Origin of the sequence: Bradyrhizobium sp. 63_E2_N1_3 (assembly GCF_052076005.1) — a bacterium.
GTDB lineage: Bacteria > Pseudomonadota > Alphaproteobacteria > Rhizobiales > Xanthobacteraceae > Bradyrhizobium > Bradyrhizobium barranii.
Genome location: NZ_CP197235.1, coordinates 5,269,901 through 5,295,272, shown reverse-complemented (window position 1 = coordinate 5,295,272; position 25,372 = coordinate 5,269,901). Strand labels below are relative to the sequence as shown.

Annotated in this window: 24 protein-coding genes; 13 read left to right on the top strand and 11 right to left on the bottom strand. The window is 64.4% G+C overall.

Annotated elements, in window-relative coordinates:
* Positions 1–154: 154 nt before the first annotated feature.
* Positions 155–1,120: a tripartite tricarboxylate transporter substrate-binding protein gene (locus AB7531_RS25520; protein WP_063986418.1), complete on the top strand. Its 966-nt coding sequence runs from the start codon at positions 155–157 to the stop codon at positions 1,118–1,120.
* Positions 1,121–1,203: 83 nt separating this feature from the next.
* Here the strand turns inward: AB7531_RS25520 and AB7531_RS25515 are convergent, their stop codons facing one another.
* The 3 genes from AB7531_RS25515 to AB7531_RS25505 all read right to left on the bottom strand — a co-directional run bounded on the left by AB7531_RS25515 (position 1,204) and on the right by AB7531_RS25505 (position 3,768).
* The gene (locus tag AB7531_RS25515) at positions 1,204–3,066 is read right to left on the bottom strand and encodes an ABC-F family ATP-binding cassette domain-containing protein (protein WP_063983674.1); all 1,863 of its coding nucleotides are present in this window, start codon (positions 3,064–3,066) and stop codon (positions 1,204–1,206) included.
* A 57-nt stretch (positions 3,067–3,123) separates the two neighbouring features.
* The gene (locus AB7531_RS25510; protein WP_166096073.1) at positions 3,124–3,297 is read right to left on the bottom strand and encodes a hypothetical protein; all 174 of its coding nucleotides are present in this window, start codon (positions 3,295–3,297) and stop codon (positions 3,124–3,126) included.
* Positions 3,298–3,513: 216 nt separating this feature from the next.
* Positions 3,514–3,768, bottom strand: coding sequence for a hypothetical protein (locus tag AB7531_RS25505; protein WP_038931848.1), 255 nt, complete (start codon positions 3,766–3,768; stop codon positions 3,514–3,516).
* A gap of 310 nt (positions 3,769–4,078) precedes the next feature.
* Between AB7531_RS25505 and ndk the strand changes: the two genes are divergently transcribed.
* The 4 genes from ndk (at position 4,079) to AB7531_RS25485 (ending at position 9,251) form a co-directional block, all read left to right on the top strand.
* The gene (gene ndk / locus AB7531_RS25500) at positions 4,079–4,501 is read left to right on the top strand and encodes a nucleoside-diphosphate kinase (protein WP_027535388.1); all 423 of its coding nucleotides are present in this window, start codon (positions 4,079–4,081) and stop codon (positions 4,499–4,501) included.
* A 41-nt stretch (positions 4,502–4,542) separates the two neighbouring features.
* A complete protein-coding gene (locus tag AB7531_RS25495; RefSeq protein ID WP_063983672.1) occupies positions 4,543–5,403 on the top strand; it encodes a TerC family protein in 861 nt (286 codons plus the stop codon).
* Between the two features lie 623 nt (positions 5,404–6,026).
* The gene (locus tag AB7531_RS25490) at positions 6,027–8,072 is read left to right on the top strand and encodes a TonB-dependent receptor (protein WP_084795378.1); all 2,046 of its coding nucleotides are present in this window, start codon (positions 6,027–6,029) and stop codon (positions 8,070–8,072) included.
* Between the two features lie 30 nt (positions 8,073–8,102).
* The gene (locus AB7531_RS25485) at positions 8,103–9,251 is read left to right on the top strand and encodes a PepSY-associated TM helix domain-containing protein (RefSeq protein ID WP_354076017.1); all 1,149 of its coding nucleotides are present in this window, start codon (positions 8,103–8,105) and stop codon (positions 9,249–9,251) included.
* On the opposite strand, the gene ppx is transcribed toward AB7531_RS25485, so the two are convergent.
* The 4 genes from ppx to AB7531_RS25465 form a co-directional block, all read right to left on the bottom strand.
* The gene (ppx, locus tag AB7531_RS25480; RefSeq protein WP_041957841.1) at positions 9,248–10,750 is read right to left on the bottom strand and encodes an exopolyphosphatase; all 1,503 of its coding nucleotides are present in this window, start codon (positions 10,748–10,750) and stop codon (positions 9,248–9,250) included. The genes AB7531_RS25485 and ppx overlap by 4 nt on opposite strands.
* 15 nt (positions 10,751–10,765) lie before the next feature.
* Positions 10,766–12,958, bottom strand: coding sequence for an RNA degradosome polyphosphate kinase (locus AB7531_RS25475; protein WP_063983670.1), 2,193 nt, complete (start codon positions 12,956–12,958; stop codon positions 10,766–10,768).
* 144 nt (positions 12,959–13,102) lie between these two features.
* On the bottom strand, positions 13,103–13,780 hold the full coding sequence (locus tag AB7531_RS25470; RefSeq protein ID WP_063986416.1) for a DnaA ATPase domain-containing protein: 678 nt from the start codon (positions 13,778–13,780) through the stop codon (positions 13,103–13,105).
* Positions 13,781–13,892: 112 nt separating this feature from the next.
* Complete coding sequence (locus AB7531_RS25465; protein ID WP_063983669.1) at positions 13,893–14,435, bottom strand: CDP-alcohol phosphatidyltransferase family protein; 543 nt, start codon at positions 14,433–14,435, stop codon at positions 13,893–13,895.
* 154 nt (positions 14,436–14,589) lie between these two features.
* On the opposite strand from AB7531_RS25465, the gene purM reads away from it, so the two are divergent.
* Together purM and purN are read left to right on the top strand one after the other, a co-directional pair.
* Complete coding sequence (gene purM / locus AB7531_RS25460; protein WP_063983668.1) at positions 14,590–15,663, top strand: phosphoribosylformylglycinamidine cyclo-ligase; 1,074 nt, start codon at positions 14,590–14,592, stop codon at positions 15,661–15,663.
* Between the two features lie 14 nt (positions 15,664–15,677).
* The gene (purN, locus tag AB7531_RS25455; protein WP_063983667.1) at positions 15,678–16,331 is read left to right on the top strand and encodes a phosphoribosylglycinamide formyltransferase; all 654 of its coding nucleotides are present in this window, start codon (positions 15,678–15,680) and stop codon (positions 16,329–16,331) included.
* A 94-nt stretch (positions 16,332–16,425) separates the two neighbouring features.
* On the opposite strand, the gene AB7531_RS25450 is transcribed toward purN, so the two are convergent.
* Positions 16,426–16,632 (bottom strand): cold-shock protein, encoded by a 207-nt coding sequence (locus AB7531_RS25450; protein ID WP_007591938.1) that lies wholly within the window; start codon positions 16,630–16,632, stop codon positions 16,426–16,428.
* Between the two features lie 372 nt (positions 16,633–17,004).
* Between AB7531_RS25450 and AB7531_RS25445 the strand changes: the two genes are divergently transcribed.
* Positions 17,005–18,159 (top strand): autotransporter outer membrane beta-barrel domain-containing protein, encoded by a 1,155-nt coding sequence (locus AB7531_RS25445; protein ID WP_063983666.1) that lies wholly within the window; start codon positions 17,005–17,007, stop codon positions 18,157–18,159.
* 20 nt (positions 18,160–18,179) lie between these two features.
* Here AB7531_RS25445 and AB7531_RS25440 read toward each other — a convergent pair whose 3' ends face one another.
* Positions 18,180–19,220: a LysR family transcriptional regulator gene (locus tag AB7531_RS25440; protein ID WP_028147769.1), complete on the bottom strand. Its 1,041-nt coding sequence runs from the start codon at positions 19,218–19,220 to the stop codon at positions 18,180–18,182.
* Between the two features lie 71 nt (positions 19,221–19,291).
* Between AB7531_RS25440 and AB7531_RS25435 the strand changes: the two genes are divergently transcribed.
* Genes AB7531_RS25435 through AB7531_RS25420 form a run of 4 tightly spaced genes read left to right on the top strand, consistent with a single transcriptional unit; the run spans position 19,292 to position 21,310 of the window.
* A complete protein-coding gene (locus AB7531_RS25435) occupies positions 19,292–19,909 on the top strand; it encodes a hypothetical protein (RefSeq protein WP_063983665.1) in 618 nt (205 codons plus the stop codon).
* Positions 19,896–20,516, top strand: coding sequence for a GNAT family N-acetyltransferase (locus AB7531_RS25430; protein ID WP_063983664.1), 621 nt, complete (start codon positions 19,896–19,898; stop codon positions 20,514–20,516). The genes AB7531_RS25435 and AB7531_RS25430 overlap by 14 nt, the downstream gene beginning before the upstream one ends.
* 25 nt (positions 20,517–20,541) lie before the next feature.
* Positions 20,542–21,105, top strand: coding sequence for an isochorismatase family protein (locus AB7531_RS25425; protein WP_063983663.1), 564 nt, complete (start codon positions 20,542–20,544; stop codon positions 21,103–21,105).
* 34 nt (positions 21,106–21,139) lie between these two features.
* On the top strand, positions 21,140–21,310 hold the full coding sequence (locus tag AB7531_RS25420; RefSeq protein WP_166096098.1) for a hypothetical protein: 171 nt from the start codon (positions 21,140–21,142) through the stop codon (positions 21,308–21,310).
* A gap of 30 nt (positions 21,311–21,340) precedes the next feature.
* On the opposite strand, the gene AB7531_RS25415 is transcribed toward AB7531_RS25420, so the two are convergent.
* Both AB7531_RS25415 and AB7531_RS25410 read right to left on the bottom strand, forming a co-directional pair.
* The gene (locus AB7531_RS25415; protein ID WP_187387723.1) at positions 21,341–22,933 is read right to left on the bottom strand and encodes an FAD-dependent monooxygenase; all 1,593 of its coding nucleotides are present in this window, start codon (positions 22,931–22,933) and stop codon (positions 21,341–21,343) included.
* A gap of 95 nt (positions 22,934–23,028) precedes the next feature.
* Entirely contained in the window at positions 23,029–23,775 is a 747-nt protein-coding gene (locus tag AB7531_RS25410; protein WP_063983662.1) for an IclR family transcriptional regulator, read from the bottom strand.
* Between the two features lie 155 nt (positions 23,776–23,930).
* Between AB7531_RS25410 and AB7531_RS25405 the strand changes: the two genes are divergently transcribed.
* Positions 23,931–25,262, top strand: a complete 1,332-nt coding sequence (locus AB7531_RS25405; RefSeq protein WP_084795161.1) for an MFS transporter — start codon at positions 23,931–23,933, stop codon at positions 25,260–25,262.
* The last annotated feature ends 110 nt before the right edge of the window (positions 25,263–25,372 follow it).

Sequence of the window (25,372 nt, the reverse complement as noted above, 5' to 3'; positions counted from 1 at the left end):
TGTATCACGCCTGCCCACCATTCGTCTCGCCGGCGACGTCGCCATTCTCGGCGCGGATCATCGTGATTGCGACACTTTTGCAGAGGTCGCTTTCCTGATGGCCGTGCGGCCGGGGATGCGCTTTTATGGCGCGATAAAGAATCTTGGAGGGAACATGCGTTTCATCACGATCGTGTCGGCTCTGCTTCTGTCGCTCGGCGCGGCGGTCGCCCAGGACTATCCGTCCAGGCCCATCACCGTGCTGGTGCCGTACGCCGCGGGTGGACCGACGGACACCATCGCGCGTCTGACCGCAGCAAGCATGGCGAAATCCCTCGGGCAGCAGATCATCGTCGAGAACGCGACGGGCGCCGGCGGCACGATCGGCACGACGCGCGCCGCGCGCGCCCAGCCGGACGGCTACACGCTGCTGGTCCATCATGTCGGCATTTCGACCGCGGCCACGCTGTATCGCAACCTGAGCTACGACACGAAGACGGCCTTTGCGCCGATCGGGCTCGTGACCAATGCGCCGATGACCATCATCGCGCGTCCGGACTTCCCGGCCGACACGCTCAAGGAACTGGTCGTCTACGCCCAGCAGCAGGGCGACAAGCTGACTTACGCCAATGCCGGGTTAGGTGCGGCATCGCATCTGTGCGGCATGCTGTTCATGACGGCGATCCAGAAGCAGCTCACCACGGTGCCCTACAAGGGCAATGGGCCGATCATGAACGATCTGCTCGGCAAGCAGATCGATCTCACCTGCGACCAGGCGACGAACACGACCGGGCCGATCACGGCCAAGCAGGTCAAGGCCTACGCTGTCACCACAAAAGAGCGGCTGAAGAGCCTGCCCGATCTGCCGACCGCCGACGAGGCCGGCCTCAAGGGGTTCGAGCTCGGCGTCTGGCATGGCCTCTATGCCCCTAAGGGCACGCCGCCCGCGGTCGTTCAGAAGCTGACGGCGGTGCTCCAGGCCGCGCTCAGGGATCCCGCGTTGATCGCCCGGTTCAACGACATCAACACCGAGCCGGTCCCTCAGGACAAGGCGACGCCGGAGGCGCTCGGGGCGATGCTGACCAGCGAAGTCGACCGCTGGGCGCCGATCATCAAGGCAGCGGGGCAGTATGCCGATTGAGTAAAGGGCCAACTGCTCAGCGGCTTGCATGCAGGTAATTTATTACCCGTACTGTGCATGGGGTTGTTTTTCAGATTTTGAGTCTAGCCCGCCGCCTCGTCGAACTGCGTGCTCGCCTCCAGCCACAGTTCCTCCGCGCGCGCCAGCGCGTCGGCGGCGTTGGCGCGCGCCTTCGACAGTTGCGCGGCCTGCTTGGGATCCCGGGTGAAGATGTCGGGCAGGGCGAGCGCGGTGTCGATCTTGGTGATGATCTCGCTGACGCGGGCGATCTCGCTCTCGGCTTCCGCGATGCGCTTCTTCAGCGAGCCACGATTGTCCGATCTCGGGCGCTGCGGCTTCTCGCTCGCGGCGCTACGCTCGCGCGGGACGGGCTCGCCATTGCGCGCCGACAGCACCAGGCGGCGATACTCGTCGAGGTCGCCGTCGTAATTGGTCACGGTCCGGTCGGCGACGATCCAGAGTTGGTCGGCGCAGGACTCAATCAGATAGCGGTCGTGCGAAACCATGATGACGGCGCCGGGGAATTCGTTGATCGCCTCCGCAAGCGCAGCGCGGCTGTCGATGTCGAGATGGTTGGTCGGCTCGTCCAGAATGATCATGTTGGGGCCGAAGAAGGTCGCCAGCCCCAGCAGCAAGCGCGCCTTCTCGCCGCCAGACAATTTCCCGACCTTGGTATCGGCCGCCTTGCCGGAGAATCCGATGGCGCCGGCGCGTGCGCGCACCTTGGCCTCGGGCGCTTCACCCATAAGCTTGCGGACGTGGTCGTAGGTCGAGGCATCCTCGTTCAATTCGTCGAGCTGGTGCTGGGCGAAATAGGCAATCGAGAGCTTGTCGGCACGCGTCACCTTGCCCGAGAACGGTGCGAGGCGGCCCGCGAGCAGTTTCACCAGCGTCGACTTGCCGTTGCCGTTGGAACCAAGGAGCGCGATGCGGTCGTCATTGTCGACGCGCAAGGTGACGCGGTTAAGCACGGGCGTGTTCGGATCGTAGCCGACCACGACGTTGTCGGCGGCGATGATCGGCGGCGACAGGATTTTCTCCGGCGCGGGAAAGCTGATTTCGCGCACGTCCTGGGTGACCAGCGCCGTGATCGGCTTCAGCCGCTCCAGCATTTTTACGCGAGATTGCGCCTGGCGCGCTTTCGAGGCCTTGGCCTTGAAGCGGTCGACGAAGGCCTGCAGCCGCGCGCGCTCGGCCTCCTGGCGCTTCACCGCCTTGGCATCGAGCAGCTCGCGCATGGCCCGTTGCTCCTCGAAGGAGGAATAGGTGCCTTTGTAGAGCGTGAGCTTGCCGCGCTCCAGATGCAGGATCTGGTCGACCGAGCTTTCCAGCAGGTCGCGGTCATGGCTGATCACGATCACCGTGCGCGGATAATGCGCAAGGTGATCCTCGAGCCACAGCGTGCCTTCGAGGTCGAGATAGTTGGTGGGCTCGTCGAGCAGCAGGAGGTCAGGGGCGGCGAACAGCGTGGCGGCGAGCGCGACGCGCATGCGCCAGCCGCCGGAGAATTCGGCGCAGGGGCGGAGCTGGTCGGTGGCGGAGAAGCCGAGGCCGGAGAGGATCGCGGCCGCGCGGCTCGGCGCCGAATGGGCGTCGATGTCGACGAGGCGGGTCTGGATCTCGGCGATCCGGTGCGGGTCGGTCGCGCTCTCCGCTTCGTGAAGCAGCGCGTCGCGTTCGAGGTCGGCCTTGAGCACGACGGAGATCAGGCTTTCGGGGCCGTTCGGGGCCTCCTGCGCGAGGCTGCCGACGCGCCAGCGTGGCGGCAGGGTGACCGTGCCGTGCTCGGCCGCCAGCTCGCCGCGGATCACCTTGAACAGGGTCGACTTGCCGGTGCCGTTGCGCCCGACCATGCCGACGCGCGCGCCGGGCGTGATCTGCACGGAACTCTGGTCAATCAGAAGGCGTCCGGCAAGGCGGATGGAGAGGTCGGTGATAGCAAGCATGCGGCCTTGTCACCGCAAGGCGCGTCGAACGCAACCCGTTTTTGCGTGAGCCTCACGTCAGTGCGAATCGCGGTCGCGCTGCTTCAACTCGTCGAGGAGCTGTTCGAGATGCGTCGGGAGCCGTGGTTCGGGGCGCAGGCTCTGCTGAAGCCGTTCGCCCACCGCATCGCAGATCGAGCGGCTGGTGCGCCGGTCGATCTGTTCGCTGTCATTGGCAAAAAGGCCAGCCATTGTGGGGTTCCGTCTTCTCAAGGTGATGACACGTTACCAAGTCCTTGGCCCCCCAAATGGTTTCGCCGCTCGCGGACATTGCCCGGCACTCTAGTAAAAATTGCATGAAGCCGGGCAATATCCGCCGAAATACAAAGCCCCGGCGCAGGGGAACGCCGGGGCTTCGCTTGGAAGGTACCTGGGGGGCCTAGGTACCTCAGGAAGGTGCTGTCGGGCTCAGTAGCAGCGGTTGATCAGCCGCCAGCGGGGTCCCCAGGGGGTCGGGACCAGCCGGCGCGCGTAGCAGCCGCCATAACCGTAGGAGACGGGGCCGCCGGCATAGAAGCGCGGTCCACCCCAGCCGTGATGCCAGCCACCGCCGCCGCCGTGCCAGCCCCAGCCGCCATGCCAGTGAGCGGAGGCGGAGGTCGGCGCCAGCGCGGCACCCAGCGCAACCGCGGCGACAGCGGCAAGCGAAAGTTTCCTCAACATGGTGATCTCCTAAAGACTGCCGGCGCGGGGCTATCGCGTCGATGGAAAGGCCGCCGAAACGGTCTGCCTGATGATCGGGCCTTCGGTTTCGATAGGCCCGACCTTACGCCGGCGAAGCTGAACCGAACCCTGACGGGGGTTTCAGATTGGGTTCATCTGGATGAAATCGTTGTAATCCATGCTGGAATCCGGGGCGGGCCCTGCGGCGAAGCGCCTGTGAGGCCGTTTTTGCGGTCGCTTGCCGTCCGGCGATGGCGCCGATATAAGCCCGGCAACTCCGAACCACCGCTTTCTTCTCAAGGACAAGATTATGGCCATCGAACGCACTTTCTCGATCATCAAGCCCGATGCGACCGCGCGTAACCTGACCGGTGCGGTCAATGCCGTGATCGAGAAGGCGGGCCTGCGCATCGTCGCGCAGAAGCGCATCCGCATGACCAAGGAACAGGCCGAGACCTTCTATGCCGTGCACAAGGCGCGCCCGTTCTTCGGCGAGCTCGTCGAGTTCATGACCTCGGGCCCCGTGGTGGTCCAGGTGCTGGAAGCCGAGGGCGCCATTGCCAAGTACCGCGACGCGATGGGTGCGACCGATCCGTCCAAGGCCGCCGACGGCACCATCCGCAAGCTCTACGCAAAGTCGATCGGCGAGAATTCCGCTCACGGCTCGGATGCGCCGGAGACCGCTGCGATCGAAATCGCGCAGTTCTTCTCGGGCAACGAGATCGTCGGCTGATCAGCCGATAGGTTAATATCGACGGGGCGAAAGGACGTATTGTGAACTGGCTCTGGCAGATCTTCGATCCCGCAACGATCGGGGCATTCTTCACCCAGTTTCGCAACGAGATGGCCGAACCGACCTTCTGGGTTGCGGTCGCCAAGATCATCTGGATCAACATCCTGCTCTCCGGCGACAACGCGCTGGTGATCGCGCTCGCCTGCCGCGGCCTCAAGCCGCGGCACCGGCTGTGGGGCATGATCTTCGGCGCCGGCGCAGCCGTGCTGCTGCGGATCATCTTCACCGGCATCGTCGCGAGCCTGATGGAGCTACCGTATCTCAAGCTCGTCGGCGGTCTCGCGCTGATCGTGATCGCGGCGAAGCTCCTGGTGCCGGAGAACGAGGACGAGGACGGCGTCGAGTCCGCCTCGCATCTGTGGCAAGCGGTGCAGATCGTCGTCGTCGCCGACATCGTCATGAGTCTCGACAACGTCATTGCGGTGGCCGCCGCCGCCAATGGCAGCGTGCCGCTGCTGATCCTCGGTCTCGCCATCAGCGTGCCGCTGATCGTCGCCGGTGCGGCGCTGATCATGGCGCTGCTCGCAAAGCTGCCGGTCCTGGTCTGGGCGGGTGCAGCGCTGCTCGGCTGGATCTCGGGCGAGGTGATCGCGACCGATCCCGGCATCGCGCCGAAGCTGCACACGCTGTTCGACGGCCCGCTCGGTGCCTCGCTGGACAGCATGCTCGGCGCACTTCGCATCCCGCCCCAATTCGCCCATGGCGGCGGAGGCGGCGAATATCTCTGCGCAGCTCTCGGCGTCGTCGTCGTGCTGGTCGTCGGCAGCATCTGGCGCCGGCGCAGCCTGAGCGCGGCCGCGCTGGAATCCTCCGAGCGCCACGCCAAGGCTTCGGCAGAGTAATCTCTGCGGCATGATCTGGTTTTGCTTGCCTCTTCCCGGCGGGGAGAGGTGTTGCGCGCGATCATTCCGGCAGTCGCCGTCCCCACTGAACCGGTCATCATAGCTCCGCACGCCGGCGAGCATTGCCGCCTCATGGCGGACTCGCGCGTCAAGCGGTCACGCACAGTGCGGTCCGGCACTTCGTGGGTGACCCACAGCGCTCTCAACCTCTGCGCGATTTAGACTTTGACTTATTATAAACTACTGAAAATAAAGGCGTTTTTATTGACTTGGCGGCTCGTGCCGCGGCACGTCGCTCCGGTATTTATTCCTGTCAAACCGGAAGCTGTTGAGAAATGTCTTCGAGTGCCACCTGCCGCCCTGTTGCTATTCTTGCCGCTACCGTCAAATCCCATCCGAAGTTCTCCAGACCGACGGCTTTCGCGGCCTCTCTGGTCTCCATCGCCTTGTTCGGCGACGGCTTCCTTCACCGCACCAGCGCGCAAAGCGCTGCGCCGGAGACGGCGACAGCCTTGCCGGCGGTGACCGTCACTGCCGACGTGCCGAAGCAGCGTGCACGCCCGCGTTTGAACCCAAGTCGAAGGGCGGGCCGTCAAAGCGCGCCCGCGAATGAGCGGGCCAGGATGCAGGCGGAAGCGAAGCCCGCTGCCGCAAGGCCCGGCGCACTCCCGCCCTCCTACTCAGGCGGGCAGGTCGCCCGCGGAGGCCAGATCGGCTTGCTGGGCAACAGGGATTTCATGGACACGCCGTTCAACATCACCAGTTACACGGCGAAGAAAATCGAAGATCAACAGGCCAGCACGATAGCCGACGTCGTCAGCAACGACCCTTCGGTCCGTTTCACCGGTCAGACCGGCGGCATTCTCGACTCCTTCTTCATCCGCGGCTTTCCGATCGGCGAGGGGAATGTCGGAGAAATTGCCTTCAACGGTGTCTACGGTGTTGCGCCGAACTACCGTGTCTTCACCGACTACGTCGAACGGATCGAGATCATCAAGGGCCCGACCGCGCTGCTTTACGGGATGGCCCCGAACAGCAGCGTCGGGGGCACCATCAATATCGTCCCGAAGCGTGCCTCTGATGTCGATCTCACACGGGTTACGACCGACTACGCGACGAACAGCCAGTTCGGCACGCATCTCGACGTCAGCCGACGGTTCGGCGAGAACCGCGAATTCGGAATTCGCGTCAATGGCAGCTATCACAATGGTGATACGCCGCTGGACAACCAGAACCGGGAGGCGCATGTCGGCGCCGCCGCATTCGATTATCGCGGTGAGAAATTCAGAGCATCGCTCGACTTCATCGATCAGGAAGAAAAGTTCGACGCGCCCACGAGACCGTTTCTGGTCGCAACAGGCGTAGCTGTCCCGACCGCGCCGGTCGGGAGGCGCAATGTCACGCAGGCCTGGGAATGGGCTAAGGTTCATGACAACTCGCTGCTGGCGCGCGCCGAATACGATGTGACGGATTCCGTGACGGTGTTCGCCGACGGCGGTGGCGGCAGGACCCAGGTCGATCGCTTGTTCGGCACGCCGACGATCCTGAACGCGGCCGGCAACACCACGTCGACACCGGGACGCTTCAAATTCGATATCGACAGGAATGTCGCTGACGCCGGTGTGCGCGCCCGGTTTGAAACCGGCGCGATCAGTCACGCCGTGAGTTTCCAGGGCAGCTACTACACGGATCAGATCTCACGGGGCTCTGTGTCCGGGACGCCGGTTCTGTCCAACATCTATGCGCCGATCGCCCGTCCTGAGCAGCTCGTTGCTGCTCCCGCGACTGTTCCGAAGCTTTCGGATACCGAATTGACCGGCCTTGCGCTGGCTGACACTTTGTCGGTTTTTCAGGAGCGCCTTCAGCTGACCGTCGGCGTGCGCCAGCAGGGGGTGAAGTCCAACAACTTCAATACCAACACGGGAGCGGTCACGTCCTCCTATGACCAGACGGCGCTCACGCCGATGGTCGGCCTCGTCGTCAAGCCCTGGAGCAACGTTTCGCTCTACACCAACTACATCGAAGGGCTCAGCAAGGGCGACGTCGCACCGACGACCGCGAGCAATCAGGGGGAAGTTCTTGCGCCTTACTTCAGCAAGCAGCACGAGGCAGGCGTCAAGGTCGACTTCGGAATGCTGGCCACCACGATCAGCGTGTTCCAGATCACCAAGCCGTCGGGACAATTGGGCGTCGACAAGATCTTCCGGGCGGACGCCGAACAGCGCAATCGCGGCCTGGAGTTCACCGTATTCGGAGAGGTGCAGCCGGGCATACGGGTCCTTGGCGGCGTGACGTTGATCGATGCGGAGCTGACAAAGACAAGCACGCCAACCAATCTCGGCAAGACGCCGATCGGTGTGCCTCAGGTGCAGGCAAACCTGTCCGCTGAATGGGACACCCCGTTCGCGCCCGGACTGACGCTGGTCGCAAACACCATCTATACGGGACACCAATATCTGGATGCGGCGAACATGCAGGTCGTTCCGGCCTGGACGAGGCTCGACCTGGGTGCCCGCTACAACACGCGGATCAACAACCGGCCGGTGACGCTTCGGGCCCTGGTTCAGAACGTGTTCGATACCAATTACTGGGCTGGCGTGGCGAGCTTCTCCGCATTGTCGCAAGGTGTACCGCGAACCCTGCTATTGTCGATGTCGACGGATTTCTGAGGCGGGTCGGCTTTGACGCGTGCAACGGCGATGTTGCCGGCCCCGAACCTCACCGGACGCGCACGGCGTGGGCTTCTGTGGGCTCATCGATGGCTCGGATTGCTCGGCGGCATCGTCGTGGTGCTGATCGGCCTCACGGGTAGCTTCATCGTCTTCTATCGGGAAATCGACGCCGCCCTGAACCCGGCGCTTTACACTCCCGCAGGTCGGGAACGAGAGGCTACGTTGAGCGAGGTGATGCGCGCGGCCGCGGCAGCGGATCCCGCGCCGATTGCCACGATCCTCGCGCCGGATCGGACCTGGCCGGTCTGGGTCGTGATACATGCGCATGAAACTGCGAAAGGCCGCTACCCGAATCGCTGGACGACCATGGTCGATCCTTCGAACGGGAAGGTGCTCGGGCGGCGTGACTACGTCAACGCGTTCTCCCTCAAGGTTTATCGTCTGCACTACACGCTGCTGCTCTACGAGTGGTGGGGCAAAGAGCTGGTCGGCGTTGTCGGGTTCATGCTGCTCGGCCTGGCCATGTCAGGCGTCATCTTGTGGTGGCCGAGGCCGGGTCGATTCTGGCGATCAGTGTCGGTCCGGAAGGACGTTTCGCTGCTTCGATTTGTTTTCGACGTCCACGGCACGGCCGGCTTTTGGGCGCTGCTCGCGCTCACGGTGATCTCGATGACCGGCGTCGGGATTATTTTTCCCGACGTCGTGCGTCCCATCGTTGGCCTTGTGTCGCAACCGACAGCCGATCCGTCGCCGCGGATCGAAGCGCCGCCCCCCACGGGGACACCGCCGCTATCACCCGATGCGATCATGCGGAGCGCGCAAGCGGCCAAGCCGGGCATGGCGGTTGCCATGCTGAGCCCGCCCACCGAAACGCGCAACACGTGGCGGGTGCAGTTCCGGGCCGCGGGTGCTGATCCCGCGGTACGTGCCCGGGGGGCGATCTGGCTCGATCCATGGAGTGGCGCAGTGGTGCACGATCGCACTTCGGCCGCGATGTCGATGGGGGATCGCTATCTGGCCGAACAGCTCTGGATCCATAACGGCGCGACGTTCGGGCTGATCGGGCGCCTGTTCGTGTTCGCAACCGGCTTCGCACCTCTCGCCCTGTTCATCAGCGGCGCGATCATGTGGCTCAAGAAGCGTCCAGGGAGGATTAGGACCGGCTGGCGAGTCTAGCGCCGCACGATCGAGCCGGAGCGGCCGATCAGGCGGGCGAGGGCGCGGAAGCGGCTGCCGACGCGGTCGGCGACGAGGTCGACGAGCCGGTGCTCGAACACCAGCATCAGATTGCGGCCCTGGCTGCGGAAATGCGTCGCCGGCAGCACACCCGGACGTGCCGCCGAGATCAGATGGGCGACGCGGAACGCCGCGCCCAGCAGACGGGCGCGTTCGAGCTGGGCAGGTGTCAGCAGCTCCTGCATGGTCACCGGCGGCTGGTTCTCCTCGCTCAGGCCCGCATAGCGGTAGAACACGGACAGGCCGACGAAGGCGCGCTCGGTGTGGGTGATTGCGCCGAAATTGCCGTTGACGACCAAGCTCAGCGTCTGCTCGCCGCGATGGTCGGGATGCACGCGCCAGCCGATGTCGGAGAGCAGGCACGCGGTGTGGCGCAAGCGGCGGTCCTCTTCGGTCTCGCGCAGCTTCACCACGCGCGCGAGGCGGTCGGTCCAGGCGATCAGCTCGCGGGCGTGCTTTGCCGAACGCGACAGCAGCTGATTGAGCTCTTCCGCGGCGCAGATCAGCCCGTCCTTGTTGCGCTCGGATTCCGACAGCTTCTCGTGCAAGAGGCCCTCGCGCACGCCGAAGGTCGAGAACACGATGGACTTGGGTTTCGCCACGCGGATGATGTGCTCGAGCACCAGCGCCGCATAGGTAAGGAGCGGGCGCCTGGCATCCGCGACGATCTCGATGTCGGCCAGCATGTCGGCGGCCGCAAGCCGGCGGAGACGACGCGAAAAGTCGAGCGCTTCAGCTGCGGAAATGGAGTAGCCGTGCATCACCTGGAGCGGATAGCCGCTCTGGATGATGTGGATGCGCGCGAGCGCGCGCCAGGTGCCGCCGACGGCGTAGAAGGTGCGGCCGCGGCCGGCGGTGAGCTGCGGCACCTCGTCGAGCTCCTCGCGCACGATACGGTCGGCGCGCTTGAGCGATTTGTGCGCGAGGTCCTGGAGCGCGAGGCCGCCGAGCGGCAGCGTCACGCCGCTGCGCACGCTGTTCTTGCGCACGTCGATCAGCTCGAGCGAGCCGCCGCCGAGATCGCCGACGATGCCGTCGGGATGATGGATGCCGGAGATCACGCCGAGCGCCGACAGCCGCGCCTCGCGCGGGCCCGACAGGATCTCGATCTTCACGGCGCAGATGCGCTCGGCTTTCGCGATGAAGTCGGGGCCGTTGGAGGCATCGCGGCAGGCTGCGGTCGCAATCGCAAACACGCGACCGACCTGCATGACGCGGCACAGCGCCCGGAACCGCTTCAGCGAGGTCAGCGCCTTGTCGACGGCATCGGGAGCAAGCAGGCCCGTGCTCTGCACCTCGCGCCCGAGGCCGCACAGCGTCTTCTCGTTGAAGATCGGAATGAGGCTCCGCGTCAGTCCCTCGTAGACGACGAGACGGACAGAGTTGGAACCGATATCGATGACCGCGACGCTCGAGCCGCGCTTACGCGGCCGCTTCACGTCCTCGATCCCGGATCAAGATTGATGACGTTCATTACGGCGCGTGAGACGGCGCGGCGAGGATTCCTTGAGCGACTTTCCACGGCCAGATAGACTCGGATTTGTCATGAAGTAGTTGTGGACGTTGAAAGGCTCCTCGCCCTTCGCGGTCTTCATACGCGTCGAGGACCCGTCCGGCAACAATTGCCAGCTCTGCTCATTGTCCTTCAGATTCGCGACCATGATCTGTTCGAGAACCTGCTGATGCACCGTGGGATTTTGCAGCGGACACAGCACCTCGACGCGGCGGTCGAGGTTGCGTGGCATCATGTCGGCCGAGGAGATATACACAGCCGCTTTCGCGCTCGGCAGGCCCTGGCCCATGCCGAAACAGTAGATTCGGCCGTGTTCCAGGAAGCGCCCGATGATCGACTTGACGCGGATGTTCTCCGACAGGCCTGGAATGCCGGGCCTGAGGCAGCAGATGCCGCGCACGACGAGCTCGACCTGGACGCCGGCTTGTGAGGCCTCGTAGAGCGCGTCGATGATGTCGGGGTCGACCAGCGCATTCATCTTCATCCAGACCGCGCCGGGGCGGCCATGCCGCGCATGCGCGGTCTCGCCTTGGATGTGCTCGATGATGCGCTTGCGCAACGTCAGCGGCGACACCGCCATCTTTTCCAGATCGCTCGGCGCGGCATAACCGGTGATGAAATTGAACACGCGCGCGGCGTCGCGGCCGATGGTCGGATCCGAGGTGAAGTAGGAGAGGTCGGTGTAGATACGTGCGGTGACGGGGTGATAATTGCCGGTGCCGGTGTGGACGTAGGTGGTGAGGCCGCCGCCCTCGCGGCGCACCACCATCGAGAGCTTCGCGTGCGTCTTCAGTTCGAGGAAGCCGTAGACGACCTGCACGCCGGCGCGTTCGAGGTCGCGGGCCCAGCGGATGTTGGCCTCCTCGTCGAAGCGCGCCTTCAATTCGATCAGCGCGGTGACGGACTTGCCGGCTTCGGCGGCTTCCGCCAGCGTGCGCACAATCGGGGAGTTGTTGGAGGTGCGGTAGAGCGTCTGCTTGATCGCGACGACATCGGGATCGCGGGCGGCCTGCTGCAGGAACTGCACCACCACGTCGAAGGATTCGTAGGGATGATGGACGACGAGGTCCTTCTGCCGGATCGCGGCAAAGATGTCGCCGCCATGCTCGCGCACGCGCTCGGGATGGCGCGGTACGTAAGGGGTGAATTCGAGATCGGGCCGGTCGAGGCGGGTGAGCTGCGAGAGCTCGTTCATGGCGAGCACGCCGTCGACCAGGAAGACCTCGTCGTCGGCGGCCGACAGCGCATGCTGCACGAAGCTGCGCAGCTCCTCCGGCATCTTGCCGTCGATCTCGAGCCGGATCACCGACCCGCGGCGGCGGCGCTTCAGAGCGGTCTCGAACAGGCGGACGAGGTCTTCGGCCTCTTCCTCGATTTCGAGCTCGGAGTCGCGGATGATGCGGAAGGCGCCCTGGCCGTGGAGATTGTAGCCGGGGAACAGGCGGTTGATGAACAGCCCGGTCGCCTGCTCGAGCGAGATCAGCCGCACGACCTTGCCCTCGGCCGGCAACCGGATGAAGCGGTCGATCTTGCCGGGCATACGAATCAGCGCGTTCATCTGCTTGCCGTCGGCGGCGCGCGTCAGCTGGAGCGCGATGGTGAAGCCGAGGCTCGGAATGAACGGGAAGGGGTGAGCCGGGTCGATCGCGAGCGGGGTCAGCAGCGGAAACACGTTGTTGAGGAAGTAGTCCTCGATCCAGGTCCGTTCCGCCTTGGTGACGTCCTTGCCGTCGACCAGCACGATGCCGACGTCGGCCAGCGTGCCGCGCAGGTCGCGCCAGATCGCCTGCTGGTCGGAGGCAAGCTGCGAGACGGTGCGGTTGATCAGCGCGAGCTGCTCGGACGGCGTCAGGCCGTCGGGGCTGCGCTCGGCGATGCCCTCGCGGATCTGGGCCTTGATGCCGGCGACGCGGACCATGAAGAACTCGTCGAGGTTATTCGCTGAAATCGACAGGAATCGCACCCGCTCCAGCATGGGGTGGCTGGGATTGACCGCTTCCTCGAGGACGCGGCGGTTGAAGTGCAGCCAGGAGAGCTCGCGATTGATGAAGCGCTCGGGACTTGAGGCAATCGCCGGCAGGCCCTCGGTCTCCGGGGCTTTTTCTTTAATTTCAACAGCTTGCGCAGAGTCCATCAGAAGTCGATCCATCCAGTTCGCCCCAATTTGCGACTTATGCGCAAAACCGGCGGGAGCATGTGTTAGTCCGATGACGTTTCGATGACATTGATGTTCCGCCGCTGCGCCGCGTCAAGCGGCCTTGGAGCCAGGGCGGAAGGGTCAGGCGTCCCGAAGCAGCTCGGCGGCCAGCGCCCGCGTGACGGGGCGACCGAGGCGCAGGGCCTCGCTGTCGAGCAGCTCAACGGCCTCCCGTGCGGCCGCCGAAGAGCGCTCCAGGCGGGTAGCGAGGTAGCTGACCACGCTCTCATCCACGGCGAGCTGGCGGTCGGCGCAGAACTTGACGATCAGGCCGCGGAAGAGCTGGTCGTCGGGCGGCAGCAGCGAGATCACAGGCACCGCGCGCAGCCGCGAGCGCAGGTCGCGCAGCTCGATCTCGAGCGACGCCGGTACCTCGCGGCCGGTGAAGAGCAGGTAGGCCCCATCCTCGCGGGCGAGGTTCATCAGATGAAACAGGGCCCGCTCGTCGAGCTCTTTTGCCCTGAGATCCTCGACCACCAGCGCGCCGGTGGCGAGCGCGCCCGGGACGTTTTCGGCGGTCAGCCCATTGGCTGTGGTCGAGCGGGCGCCGGAAGCCTCGGCCCAGATCGCGGCGAGATGGCTCTTGCCGCTTCCTTCCGGGCCGGCCAGCCACATGATCCGGTTCGGCCATTCAGGCCAGGCGTCGATGAGGGCAAGACCGGCTTCGTTGGCGGGGCCTTCGAGGAAATTATCCCGGCTGAGGCTTTCCGCGTGCGGAAGCGAGAATGCCAATTGTCGGGGATGAACGCGGCCTGCCACGCTTGCTGTGCTCCGTGCCGGCACGCCGGCTTCGTTTGAAGAGATTCGACGTCATCGAGCGGGAGTTGGCCTTTTGCGGGGCCGCATCCCGGCTCATTTGGCCTCGATCGTGCTACTTGGCTTCGATCGTACTCATGTGCCGCAGCCACTCGACGAGATAGAGCGACACGGAAGAGAGCGTGAAGACCGTGACGAGGCCCATCAGGATCATATCATAAGGCGCCGGTTTGAAGCCGAAGGCCAGGGAGGCCAGCACCAGCGCCGCATAGGCCACCTGGGCGGCGGTGTTGAGCTTCGACACCTTCGACGGCTTCATCTCGACCGGCTTGTCGAACAGCCAGGACACGATCACGGCGGCGACGATCATGATGTCGCGCGACACCACCAGGATCACGATCCAGCGCGGGATGTCGCCCCAGATCCCCAGTGCCAGATAGATCGAGACCAGCAGCGCCTTGTCCGCGAGCGGATCGAGCAGGGCGCCGAGCTCGCTCGTCATGTTGAAGCGCTTGGCGAGGAAGCCGTCGACCGCGTCGCTGACGCCGGCAATGAGGAAGACGGCGAACGCAACCTCCATTTGGCTCGACACGATGGCCCAGACGATGATTGGGACCAGCATGATGCGGCCCAGGGTAATGATATTCGGAATACTCACGCGGCGCTTCCTGGCACCCGGCCTGACCTCGAATCCGGCCCGTTTGAAGGCTGAACCGGTTGATATCTACATAGTATAGGGCGGGGCGCCACGCTTGCCATTGCGCGTCCCCGGAATTCGACGTAACCAGCCGCAAACCCACTGGAAATCGGGCATGACCGACCGCAAAAACGGCCTCACTTACGCCGATTCAGGCGTCGATATCGACGCGGGCAACCGCCTGGTCGATCTGATCAAGCCGTTGGTGCGCGCCACCGCGCGGCCCGGCGCCGACGCCGAGATTGGCGGATTCGGCGGCCTGTTCGACCTAAAGGCGGCCGGTTTCAAGGACCCCGTCCTGGTCGCCGCCACCGACGGGGTCGGCACCAAGGTCAAGATCGCGATCGAGACCGGCCTGCATGGCGGGATCGGCATCGACCTCGTCGCCATGAGCGTCAACGACCTCGTGGTACAGGGCGCCGAGCCGTTGTTCTTCCTCGACTATTTCGCCTGCGGCAAGCTCGACCCGGAGGCGACCGCCTCGATCGTCGCCGGTGTCGCCGAAGGCTGCCGCGAATCCGGCTGCGCCCTGATCGGGGGCGAAACCGCCGAGATGCCCGGCCTCTACAAGGACGGCGACTACGACCTCGGCGGCTTTGCCGTCGGCGCCGCCGAGCGCGGTACCTTGTTGCCGCGCAAGGACATCGCCGCGGGGGATGCCGTGATTGGCCTTGCCTCGTCCGGCGTGCACTCCAACGGCTTCTCGCTGGTGCGCAAGATCGTCGAGCAGTCCGGCCTCAGCTTCGAGGCGCCGGCCCCGTTCGCGCCGGTCATGACGCTCGGCGGCGCGCTGCTGACGCCGACACGGCTCTACGTCAAATCCTGCCTGCGTGCGATCCGCGAGACCGGCGCGGTGAAGGGGCTTGCCCACATCACCGGCGGCGGTTTCACCGACAACATCCCACGCGTGCTGCCGAGCCATCTTGGCGTCGGCATCGATCTGGCGCGCCTGCCGGTGCTGCCGGTGTTCAAATGGCTGGCTGCCCAAGCCGGCATCGCCGAGCTCGAGATGCTGCGCACCTTCAACTGCGGCATCGGCATGATCGCGATCGTCGAGCCCGACAAGGTCGATCAGGTCGTGCAGGTCTTCAGCGATGCCGGTGAGACGGTGGCGCAGCTCGGTACCGTGATTCCGGCCGAGGGCGAGCACCGCGTCGTCTACAACGGCCACCTCGACCTGGCACTGTGATGACTGGCGCTGTGATGAAGCGCCGCGTCGCCATCCTGATCTCCGGCCGCGGCTCCAACATGTCCGCGCTGATCAGGGCCGCTGCCGCAGCGGAGTTTCCGGCGGAAATCTCGCTCGTCATCTCGAACAAGGCCGACGCGCTCGGCCTCGAACGGGCCAAGGCGAGCGGCGTCAAAACGCTGGTGATTGAGAGCAAGCCGTTCGGCAAGGACCGCGCCGGCTTCGAAAAGCTGCTGCAGGCCGCGCTCGACCAGCACGGCATCGAGCTGATCTGTCTCGGCGGCTTCATGCGCCTGTTCACGGCCGAGTTCACCAAGGCCTGGTACGGGCGGATGCTCAACATCCATCCCTCGCTGCTGCCGTCGTTCCCAGGTTTGGACCCGCATGGTCAAGCTTTGCGCGCCGGCGTCAAACTGTCAGGCGCGACAGTGCACTTCGTGATCCCCGAGACCGATGCCGGTCCGATCGTGATGCAGGGTGCGGTCCCCGTCAGCGACCACGACACGGGCGCTACGCTGTCGGAGCGCATTCTCGAGGTGGAGCATCGCATCTATCCGGAAGCGTTGCGGCTGCTTGCGACCGGCAAGGTTCGGATCGAGGGCGATGTGTGCAGGACGGACGGAAGCGGGCCCTCGGAGAATTTCCTGGTATCGCCGGTGGTGCGCTGAAGCGCCGTCGCACCGTGTTTCGTCTTCGCAAACAAAATCCCCCGGCAGAGCCGGGGGCATCGTCATGATCTCTCGCGCGAAGCTTTGAGAGAAATCAGGAGACCTTGAGGTTCTCCGCGGATGCTTTGCCGCGGTTCTCCACGAGGTCGTATTCAACCACCTGGTTCTCATTAAGGGTCGAGAGTCCGGCACGCTCGACGGCCGAGATATGGACGAACACGTCCTTATCGCTGCCGTTCGGCTTGATGAACCCATAGCCCTTGGTCGGGTTGAACCATTTGACGGTGCCCTTTTGCGGCATCGCTCATCTCCTCCACTAGATACAAAAAAGACGCGGCCGCAGTTTCGCGTGCCACGCCACAAACGGGCTTCCGATAGTCTGTTCGAGTCTCAATGTCGCGAAACGCACAGCCGAGCGGCCAATTCCGATTGTGTCCAATATTGCAACATGAAATTCGCGCGTTAGCAAGCGGCGCACGGCTTTCAAGATCGCGGCGGGTGTCGCTGTCTGCTATTTGCGACCTGTGGCAAGGGAACCACAATCGAGGCAATAGCCCCGCTCCAGCGCGCCAACCGGTTGACCCTGCGTGGCAGTTCGGCACAAATCGCCGCAAGCGCGCGCCGTTCGTGTTGCATTTTTGCGCTCCGCCACTTTGCTTCGGGATTAGTCGTCATGCGCTGCGCGTTGCAGCTCTCCGGGACACGGCAGACGGTCGGGCTGGGCCGTGTCCGCCGGATCGCGGCTGCGCTCGTCATGGCGCTTGGACTCGTCGTGATGATGTCTGCGACATCAGCCTTCGCGCAGAGTCCGACGCCCACGCCGACCCCGACCCCGACACCCACGGCGTCACCGACCCCCATGCCGACCGCGACCAATTACGACCAGTCGGCCGGCAACAGTGCGCTCAATCTTGGATCCAATTTCCTGGAGCGGCTCGGCAACCAGGCCTCTGGCGGCGTCAACCGCGCATCGCGCACCAATCCCGGTGGGGGCGGTGCCTCGGCGAGCACGGAGGATCCGCTCTACCGCACCTGGTTCGAAGGCTATGGCATCTCGGTCCGGACCGACGCGCAAGGCGACTTCGTCGGCGACAAGCGCAAGACCTTTGGCGGCGTCGCCGGCTTCGGCGCGCGGGTCGCGCCGGGCGTCAATCTCGGCTTCTCCGTCGACCAGAGCCATACCGACATCGACGTGCCGCTGGCGCTCCAGTCGGCGACGCTCGACCTGACGCAAATCGGTTTCAACGGCTCGGTCGACAAGGGACCGTGGACCTGGGCGTTCGCGGTGGTGCACGGTTTCGGCAAGGTTCGTTCCAGCAGGGACACCGGCGTTGGTCTTGCGACCGCGGGTTATCGTGCCGCGATCGACGGTGGCCTGACCGAGATCAGCTACTACTGGACCAAGGACCAGATGCGCGTCGTGCCCAAGGGCGCGCTCGAATACGTGCGCGCTACCAGCGCTGCGTTCCAGGAGGCCGGAGGGCTCGATCCATTGAACGTCGGCTCCACGGCACTCTCACGCGCACGCGTGATGATCGGCGCGGAGATCGGGCGCTACTTCATCTACGACCAGAAGATCCTGGACCTGTCGGCCTACGGCAAGTTCGTCGACAATTTCTACCAGAACCTGGGATCGGTGCAGGTCAGCCTGGGAACCCAGAGCATCGTCGTTCCCGGCATCGGGGAGGGCCGTTACGGCATGGATGCCGGCGCCTCGGCCTCGCTCAGCCTCACCAGCGTCGCGCGGCTCTACATCAACTATGACGGCAAGTTCCGCAACGAGCTGACGTCGCATCAGGGCACGGTCGGCTTCGAGTACAGATGGTGAGGGCGAAGCGCGCCCTGCGTCTACGTCGGCGTTGCCGCGACATAACCCGTTAGCCCAAAGCCCTCGCGCGCGGCCGTCATCATTGGCACCAGCGCATTCGGATGGATGAACTCGTCGCGGAAGCAGGGATAGGTCTTGGCATCGAAGATCTTCTTCAGCCAGTCGACCACGATCTTGTGGCGCTCGGAGTTGCGGAATTCCTTGTGATAGGTGAGCCAGAGATCGGCGTGGTGGCTGACGCCCAGATCGACGGCAACGAGCGGTGCGCCGAGCGCGATCGACACGGTCGGCAGGAAGCCGATGCCGGCGCCGCGCTCCACCGCATAGAGCACGCCGACCGAAGAGTTGGTCTTGATCCCGACGATGCCTTCGAGCGACTTCAGTCCAAGCACGCGCGCGTAGGCGCCGTCGTCGACCTGCGGCGCGCTCTGCTTGATGATGCGATGGTTCTTCAACTCGGCGAGGGACGCCGGCACGCCGTAGAGGCTCTCGTATTCCCTGGAGACGAAGGGATAGATGTGCAGGCGGCCGAGCTTGGCGACGATCAGGTCGGGATTGGTCGGTGGCTCGAGCTGGATCGCGATGTCGGATTCAAGCCGGGCGACGTCGGCCTGCTCCATCGCGCAGCGCAGATCGACGGTGATCTTGCGATAGGTCTTCTGGAAATCGATCAGCCGCGGCAGGATCCAGAAATTGCCGGGGCCTTCCGTCACCGCGACGCGCACGGTGCCTGACGTGTCGTTCGACGATCGCGAGGCACGCCGGAAGACGTTGAAGGCATGACGCTCCATATGCGCGACGTCGGCGATCATCGCGGCGCCTTCATCGCTGAGCGTCAGTCCGCTCTGGTCGCGCAGGAACAGCTTGCAGTCGATGCTCTCTTCGAGCCGGTCGATCCTGCGCATCAGCGTGGTGGAGGTGAGGCCGAGTTCTTCGGCCGCGTTGCGGAAACTTTTATATTTTGCGCACGCTAAAAAGAGTTTCAAATCGTCCCAGGACGCGTCCAGGGCTTCTTCACGGTGCTGCATCAAAGCAGCACCCCGGTGCAATAACTGCTGCATACGCCAGATCCCCAACCGCTAAGGTCATCGTCATAGCGGGGCACTAAATCCTCGGACGATAGAGGGGTGACATGAGTATGGAAAGGGGCTCCTTTGCCGCAAGGCATGATTTCGATGCATTGCCGCTCAGTCCGGACGTCGATGTCCGATGTGCGCAATCTTCCGAAATTGCTGCGCTTTCCGACATGGCGCACCGGCTGGTGCCGGGTGTGCAGATCGGAACGGCAGAGCTTGCACGATATTTCACGTTCGATCCTCAGAGCATCCTGACGTTCAGTCGCAAGGGCAATCTGGTCGGCGGCATGGCCTTCTTGTTCCTCAACGACCGCGGACATGATGCGCTGCTGCTCGACGAGATCTGCCTGACCGCACCCGAGACGCGCTATCTCGCTTCCGCGAAGGAAGACGTTGCAGCGATCTACATCTGGGCGATCGCGGCGACGGGCCGCGGTATCGCCGGTCTCGGCAAGGCCGCGGCTCATCTCCGTCAGGTAAGGTTTCGCGGCGCGGATTGCTATGCGCAGCCGTCAACCGTGGCCGGACGCGACATCATGAAGGCGACGGGATTCGACCCCGTCCCGAGCTTCCAGCCCGATCTCTGGTGTTACGAGCGGCCCTGGCATCGGCAGCCGATGCGGATGCCGGGCGCGATCATCCAAACAAGGAGTTTTGCAGATGCACGGCACTAGGATTCCCCTCGCCAAGCCCGACTCCCGCGCCATCACCATTCGCCTCGCGCGCGATCCCAACGACCTCATGCTGGTCACCGCCATTCGCGCGGCGGTCTATCTCGCCGAGCAGGATTGTCCGTTCGACGAGGAGTTCGACGGCAACGACATGGTCGCAGCGCACTTCATCGGCTACGTCGGCAACGAGCCTGCGGGTTGCCTGCGGGTACGCTTCTTCGGTGATTTCGCCAAGGTAGAGCGGCTCGCGGTGCGTCATCAATATCGGCGCTCGCGCGTCTCGTTCAAGCTGGTCCAGGCGAGCGTCGACTATGTGAAGCGCAAGGGCTTTCGCAAGATCTACGGCCAGGCGCAGGACCGGCTGGTCGATTTCTGGGCTCATTTCGGCGCCAAGCCGCTCGGTCACAACCGCAAGATCACCTTCTCGGATTTCTCCTACACGGAGATGCTGCTGGAGATCGAGCCGGGGCCGGACGCCATCACGCTGGACAGCGATCCCTATGTGATCATTCGCCCCGAGGGCGATTGGGACCGGCCCGGCGTGCTCGACGCATCCGCGGGGCGGGCGGTGACCTCGCCGCTACGGGACCTCGCACTCGCCGATCACTGAAATTGGTGCAGCTCTGCGCAAGACAATGCTGGCTTCCATTACCGATGATCCGTCGATCCTGGTCTGTGCGGATCTCCAGGTTGAATATCTGACCCCCGGGCGTCGCCATGTCATCCTCGACGGCGAAGCCGCCACCGTGCGCTGCCTGGAGCTCCTGACACTGTGGCGCACCAATCTCTGGCCGGTGATGCATCTGAAGCGCATCGCCCAGGCGGCTTGGTTCAATCCGGCATCCAGGCTGACCGATTGGATCGCGGAGGCGAAGCCGCGACCCGGCGAAATGACTTTCGAGCACCCGCTGCCGTCGGCCTACAGCTCTTCGCGGTTCGTGGACTACATGTCCAATATCCGCAATGTGCGCTGCATTCTGGTCGGCTTTTCCCTGGACGAAACCATCCTGGCCACCGCCGTCGACGGGTTTCACCGCAGCCATCGCTACCAGATCGTCGCTGACGCCGTGGCCTGCCGGCAGCCGGGCACGGGCGATGCCGCCGTCTACAAACAGTCGGTGGTGAATGTGATCGGGAATTTTGCTACAGTCCATGCCAGCGCCGAACTGATCAGAACCAGCGGCGCCATCGCGGTCTAGGCGGCCGTGGTCGGCGGATGGATGGGGTGGGACATTGTCGCGGGGGGACGAGCTCAAGGAGCTGGCAAGCGATTTGTCGCGTGCTGTGGAGACGGCGCGCAGCGTCGGCTTGCCCACGACGGTCTATCTGCTCTCGATGGCGCTGGTGGAGGTGAGGGAAGCCGCTCGCGCTGCCGACGAAGAGGATGACGACGGCGCGGCGTAGGGTTTCGGGCCTGCGGCGAAAGCGTTTCTCTCAGGATCGGCCGATGGCGCGCATCAGGATATCGGATGCGTCATCAGCGTTGTCGCCCGCGTAGGCGACGAATTGATCGGGCCGCACCAGGATCAGCCGCGCCTCGTATTTCTCGCGTCCGCCTGATGCGGTGTCCCTGATCACCGTCAGCGGGATGCCAAGCCGCGCGGCGGCTTGCTCAAGAGCTGTTGCCGCGGCGCCGTCCGTCAGATCGATCAAGGTGAAGCCGTCGCCCAATTCCTCGAACACGTTGTTGCCTGACGACAGAGGTTGCGGCGTGAGATGATGACCTGCGCGCGCCGGATAGGCGTGCGAGCCGATCGCGCTGCAGACAGCGCCGGCCGGACCAAAGACGATTGGTGACCCCTCGTAATTCGGCTCGAAGGCGTTGACCTCGGCGCGGGCGCCGGAGTGCCGCTCGTGCCAGGCGGCCTCGAAATCCGCCCGATCGCGCGCCGGATCGTGGCGGCGAAGAAAATCGCGGTCGCGGAAGATCGGAGTCTCGATGAAATCGCGCGCAGTGGACGCAAACACCGGACGCCGCTCGGCATCGTAGCTGTCGAGCAGACCGGCGGGCGCCCAGCCTTGCAGCGTCGCGGCGAGCTTCCACGCCAGATTTGCGGCGTCCTCGAAGCCGGTGTTGATGCCATAGCCGCCGTAGGGCGGATGGCTGTGCGCGGCATCTCCGGCGACGAAGACGCGGCCGGCGCGGTAGCTGTCCGCGACCGTGAAGCGAAGATCCCAGAATCCGATGTGCTCGAACTCGATGTCGAATTGTGCGCCGGCGGCATCGTGCAGCAAGCGTCGGAAATCGAAATTGTCGGCGGTGGTGTCCGCGGGAACGGGGGCATGGAAGAACCAGGTGCTGCCGAGATCGACCCGGCCGAAGAACTTCCAATAGCCCTCGAGGTCCGGATGCAACACGCTGTAGAACGACTTGCCTGGAAAGGCCTCGAGCAGTCGATGCAATTCGACGGAGCGAAACACCAGCAGCACCATCAGCCGGTCGTGGTCGGAGCGGGTCTGGGTGATGCCGGCGCGTTCGCGCACGATCGATCGGCTGCCATCGCAGCCGATCACGTAGTCGGCGCGAAGGCTCTGTATCATCCCGTCGCGATTTTCGATGTCGAGGCCCACGCCCTCGGCGTCAGGCCGGACATCCCGGCAGGTCCAGCCGTATTGCAGGTCAATGGAGGGAAGCTGTGCCGCCCGTTGCCGCAGCACGGCTTCGGTCGCGTATTGCGGCAGGCGTTCGTTGTCGGTGAAATAGAAAGGGCGGACGAGCTCGCGCTGCAGCCAGTTGTAATTGTAGCCGCTGAGCAGCGTCCCGTAGCTGGTCATTCCGCCGATGCCGTAGTCGGGAGGAATGGTGCGGGCCGCGCGCAGCGCTGCCTCCGCGCCCCAGAAATGGAAATGCTCCATCGTCCGCTGCGTGAGGTTCTGTCCCTTGGGGATCGGCTGCGGCTGTTCGTGGCGTTCCACGACGATGGTCCTGATGCCGCGCTGGCCAAGGCCGATCGCCAGACCCATCCCGACCGGTCCGCCGCCGACGATCACGACGGGCGCGTCGCTATCCGCTGAAGCCTGCCTCACATCGCTTCCCCACGATTGTCATCGCGCGAGGCGCGATCGCTCGTCCTCATGAGATGTCGCACGGATTTCGTCAAGTAAAATCTCAAATAAAGAGATTAGTATGTCATTACCTCGGAGATTTGCCGGGCCGCTTCGCTGACCTCCGCGCTGATGCGATCGATCAACTCGCCCTTGGCATGTGGTCCGGCGATCGTGATGCAGAGGCTTGCGATCGGGTAGCCCGCATCGAGGATCGGCGCGGCGATCCCGACCGCGCCCGGTGTCACTTCGCCAAAGGCAACGGCGACGCCGGCGCGCCGCACGCGTTTCAGCGCTGCCAGGATTTCGTCGGAGGTGTCGCCGACGCCGACGCTGCGCAGATCGGCGGCATAGCGCGTCACTAGTGGCATCACGCGCTGCTTGGGCAGAAAGGCCATGATCGAGCGCGCGATTGCGCCGCGGCCCATCGCCATCGGTCGGCCGCGCGGATAGCTGCTCACGGGATTCACGACGGAGGCGATTGAAGCCACGCACAGCATCTTTTCCCCATACCAGCGCACGACCAGGGCCGTACAGGGGTGCGCGGCCGACAGCCGCTCCAGATGCGGGGTGGCTGCTGCGATCAGCGGATCGGAACGGCGGCTGAGATAGTCCATCTCGACCACGCGCGGGCCAAGCGCGAACCGGCCGCCGCGCGTCGGCATCACGAAGCCGCTGTCCTTCAAGCTCTTCAGATAGCGATACAGCGTCGGCCTCGTGTAGCCGAGCTCCTTCATGAGCTCTTCGGGCGACCATTGCGGCCGTGCCTCGGTGAAGAGATCGAGCACGGCAAGGACCCGATCCTGACTGTTTGCTTTGACCAAGTGAGATTCGATCCAGCTTCGCGTATTCGCCGTGATACCCGCATTCGCGCCGGCCGCAAAACGGCGGCACGGTAGCGGCTTGCCTTCGTTATAATCTCACTATAAGAGATTTTAAGAAGAATAATAGTGCATGAGCTGCCGGGGAGGGGTTGGGCATGGCTGTCACAGCTACGGATGGGATCGTGTCGGGCACGGTCGACGTTCCCGCCTATGTCGATCGTCAGCCGGTCGGCGCCTTTCAGATCCGGGTTCTGCTCGTCTGCGCCGCGGTGCTGTTCATCGACGGCTTCGACACTCAGGCCATCGGTTATGTCGCGCCTGCAGTCGCGCAGGAATGGAAGCTGGCGCGTGGCAGCCTCGGTCCGGTGTTCAGCGCGGGGCTTCTGGGTCTCATGATCGGCGCCCTGATCTTCGGTCCGATGGCCGACAGGATCGGTCGCCGCCGCATCATCCTCGCAAGCACGCTGGTGTTCGGCATCGGGACGCTGCTCACCGTGTTCGCGGTGGATACGACCTGGCTGATCGCGTTGCGCGTTCTGACCGGTCTCGGTCTCGGCGGTGCAATGCCCAATGCGATTGCGCTGATCTCCGAGTTCAGCCCGCATCGCCGCCGCGCCACCATGGTCATGATCATGTTCGCAGGCTTTTCGATCGGTGCGGCCCTGGGCGGGTTGCTGGCGGCCGCCATGATCCCGGCTTTCGGCTGGCGCTCGGTGTTCCTCGTCGGCGGCCTCGTGCCGCTGCTGCTTCTGCCTTTCCTCTTCAAGGCGTTGCCGGAGTCGATCCGGTTCCTGGCGATGATGGGCGGCCGCGACCGCGAGGTGGCGAACCTCCTGCAAAAGATAGCCCCGGGGGTATCCTTCGCCGGCAATGCCAAATTCGTGGTCCAGGAGCCCAAATTGTCGGGATTGCGCGTCGCGCATTTGTTTGCAGAGGGCCGCGCATCGGTGACGGTTCTGCTCTGGGTCGTGTTCTTCATGAGCCTGCTCGACCTGTATTTGCTGTCGAACTGGCTGCCCACCGTGCTGAACGATCTCGGCGTGTCGGTTTCGGGGGCGGCCGCGATTGGTGCGATGCTCCAGGTCGGCGGCGTGGTCGGCACCTTCACGCTCGGCCAGTTCATCGACCGCTTCTCGTTTCGCGCGTTGTCGCTGACCTATCTCGGGGCGGCGGTCGCGGTTGCGGCCGTCGGCATGGCCAGCCATTCGATCGTGCTGGTCACGATCGCGATCTTCGCGTCGGGATTTTGCATCGTCGGGGGACAGATCGCCTCGAACGCGCTGACGGCGACCTTCTATCCGACGGCGATCAGATCGACCGGCGTGGGCTGGGCGCTGGGCATCGGCCGCATCGGCTCGATCGTGGGGCCTCTGATCGGCGGCGTGATGCTGGCCCGCGACATGGGACCGCAGCCGCTGTTTGGCGCTGCGGCCGTCCCGGCATTGATCGCCGCGGCGGCGGCCTTCGTGCTGGCACGGCGAGGCTAGCCGAGGCGATATATCCTGCCGAAGTGCCAGCGCTGCTTTCCTGCAACGCTCGTGTGCGCTTGTTGCCAACGAAATGACGTTGCAAGTTGCGGCCTGCCGCAATAGCCAAG

Coding starts and splice junctions, on each gene's coding strand:
- AB7531_RS25520 (WP_063986418.1), top strand. CDS start 155: ATGCGTTTCATCACGATCGTGTCGGCTCTGCTTCTGTCGCTCGGCGCG.
- AB7531_RS25515 (WP_063983674.1), bottom strand. CDS start 3,066: ATGCTTGCTATCACCGACCTCTCCATCCGCCTTGCCGGACGCCTTCTG.
- AB7531_RS25510 (WP_166096073.1), bottom strand. CDS start 3,297: ATGGCTGGCCTTTTTGCCAATGACAGCGAACAGATCGACCGGCGCACC.
- AB7531_RS25505 (WP_038931848.1), bottom strand. CDS start 3,768: ATGTTGAGGAAACTTTCGCTTGCCGCTGTCGCCGCGGTTGCGCTGGGT.
- ndk (WP_027535388.1), top strand. CDS start 4,079: ATGGCCATCGAACGCACTTTCTCGATCATCAAGCCCGATGCGACCGCG.
- AB7531_RS25490 (WP_084795378.1), top strand. CDS start 6,027: ATGCAGGCGGAAGCGAAGCCCGCTGCCGCAAGGCCCGGCGCACTCCCG.
- AB7531_RS25485 (WP_354076017.1), top strand. CDS start 8,103: ATGTTGCCGGCCCCGAACCTCACCGGACGCGCACGGCGTGGGCTTCTG.
- AB7531_RS25475 (WP_063983670.1), bottom strand. CDS start 12,958: ATGGACTCTGCGCAAGCTGTTGAAATTAAAGAAAAAGCCCCGGAGACC.
- purM (WP_063983668.1), top strand. CDS start 14,590: ATGACCGACCGCAAAAACGGCCTCACTTACGCCGATTCAGGCGTCGAT.
- purN (WP_063983667.1), top strand. CDS start 15,678: ATGAAGCGCCGCGTCGCCATCCTGATCTCCGGCCGCGGCTCCAACATG.
- AB7531_RS25450 (WP_007591938.1), bottom strand. CDS start 16,632: ATGCCGCAAAAGGGCACCGTCAAATGGTTCAACCCGACCAAGGGCTAT.
- AB7531_RS25445 (WP_063983666.1), top strand. CDS start 17,005: ATGCGCTGCGCGTTGCAGCTCTCCGGGACACGGCAGACGGTCGGGCTG.
- AB7531_RS25440 (WP_028147769.1), bottom strand. CDS start 19,220: ATGCAGCAGTTATTGCACCGGGGTGCTGCTTTGATGCAGCACCGTGAA.
- AB7531_RS25435 (WP_063983665.1), top strand. CDS start 19,292: ATGAGTATGGAAAGGGGCTCCTTTGCCGCAAGGCATGATTTCGATGCA.
- AB7531_RS25430 (WP_063983664.1), top strand. CDS start 19,896: ATGCACGGCACTAGGATTCCCCTCGCCAAGCCCGACTCCCGCGCCATC.
- AB7531_RS25425 (WP_063983663.1), top strand. CDS start 20,542: ATGCTGGCTTCCATTACCGATGATCCGTCGATCCTGGTCTGTGCGGAT.
- AB7531_RS25405 (WP_084795161.1), top strand. CDS start 23,931: ATGGCTGTCACAGCTACGGATGGGATCGTGTCGGGCACGGTCGACGTT.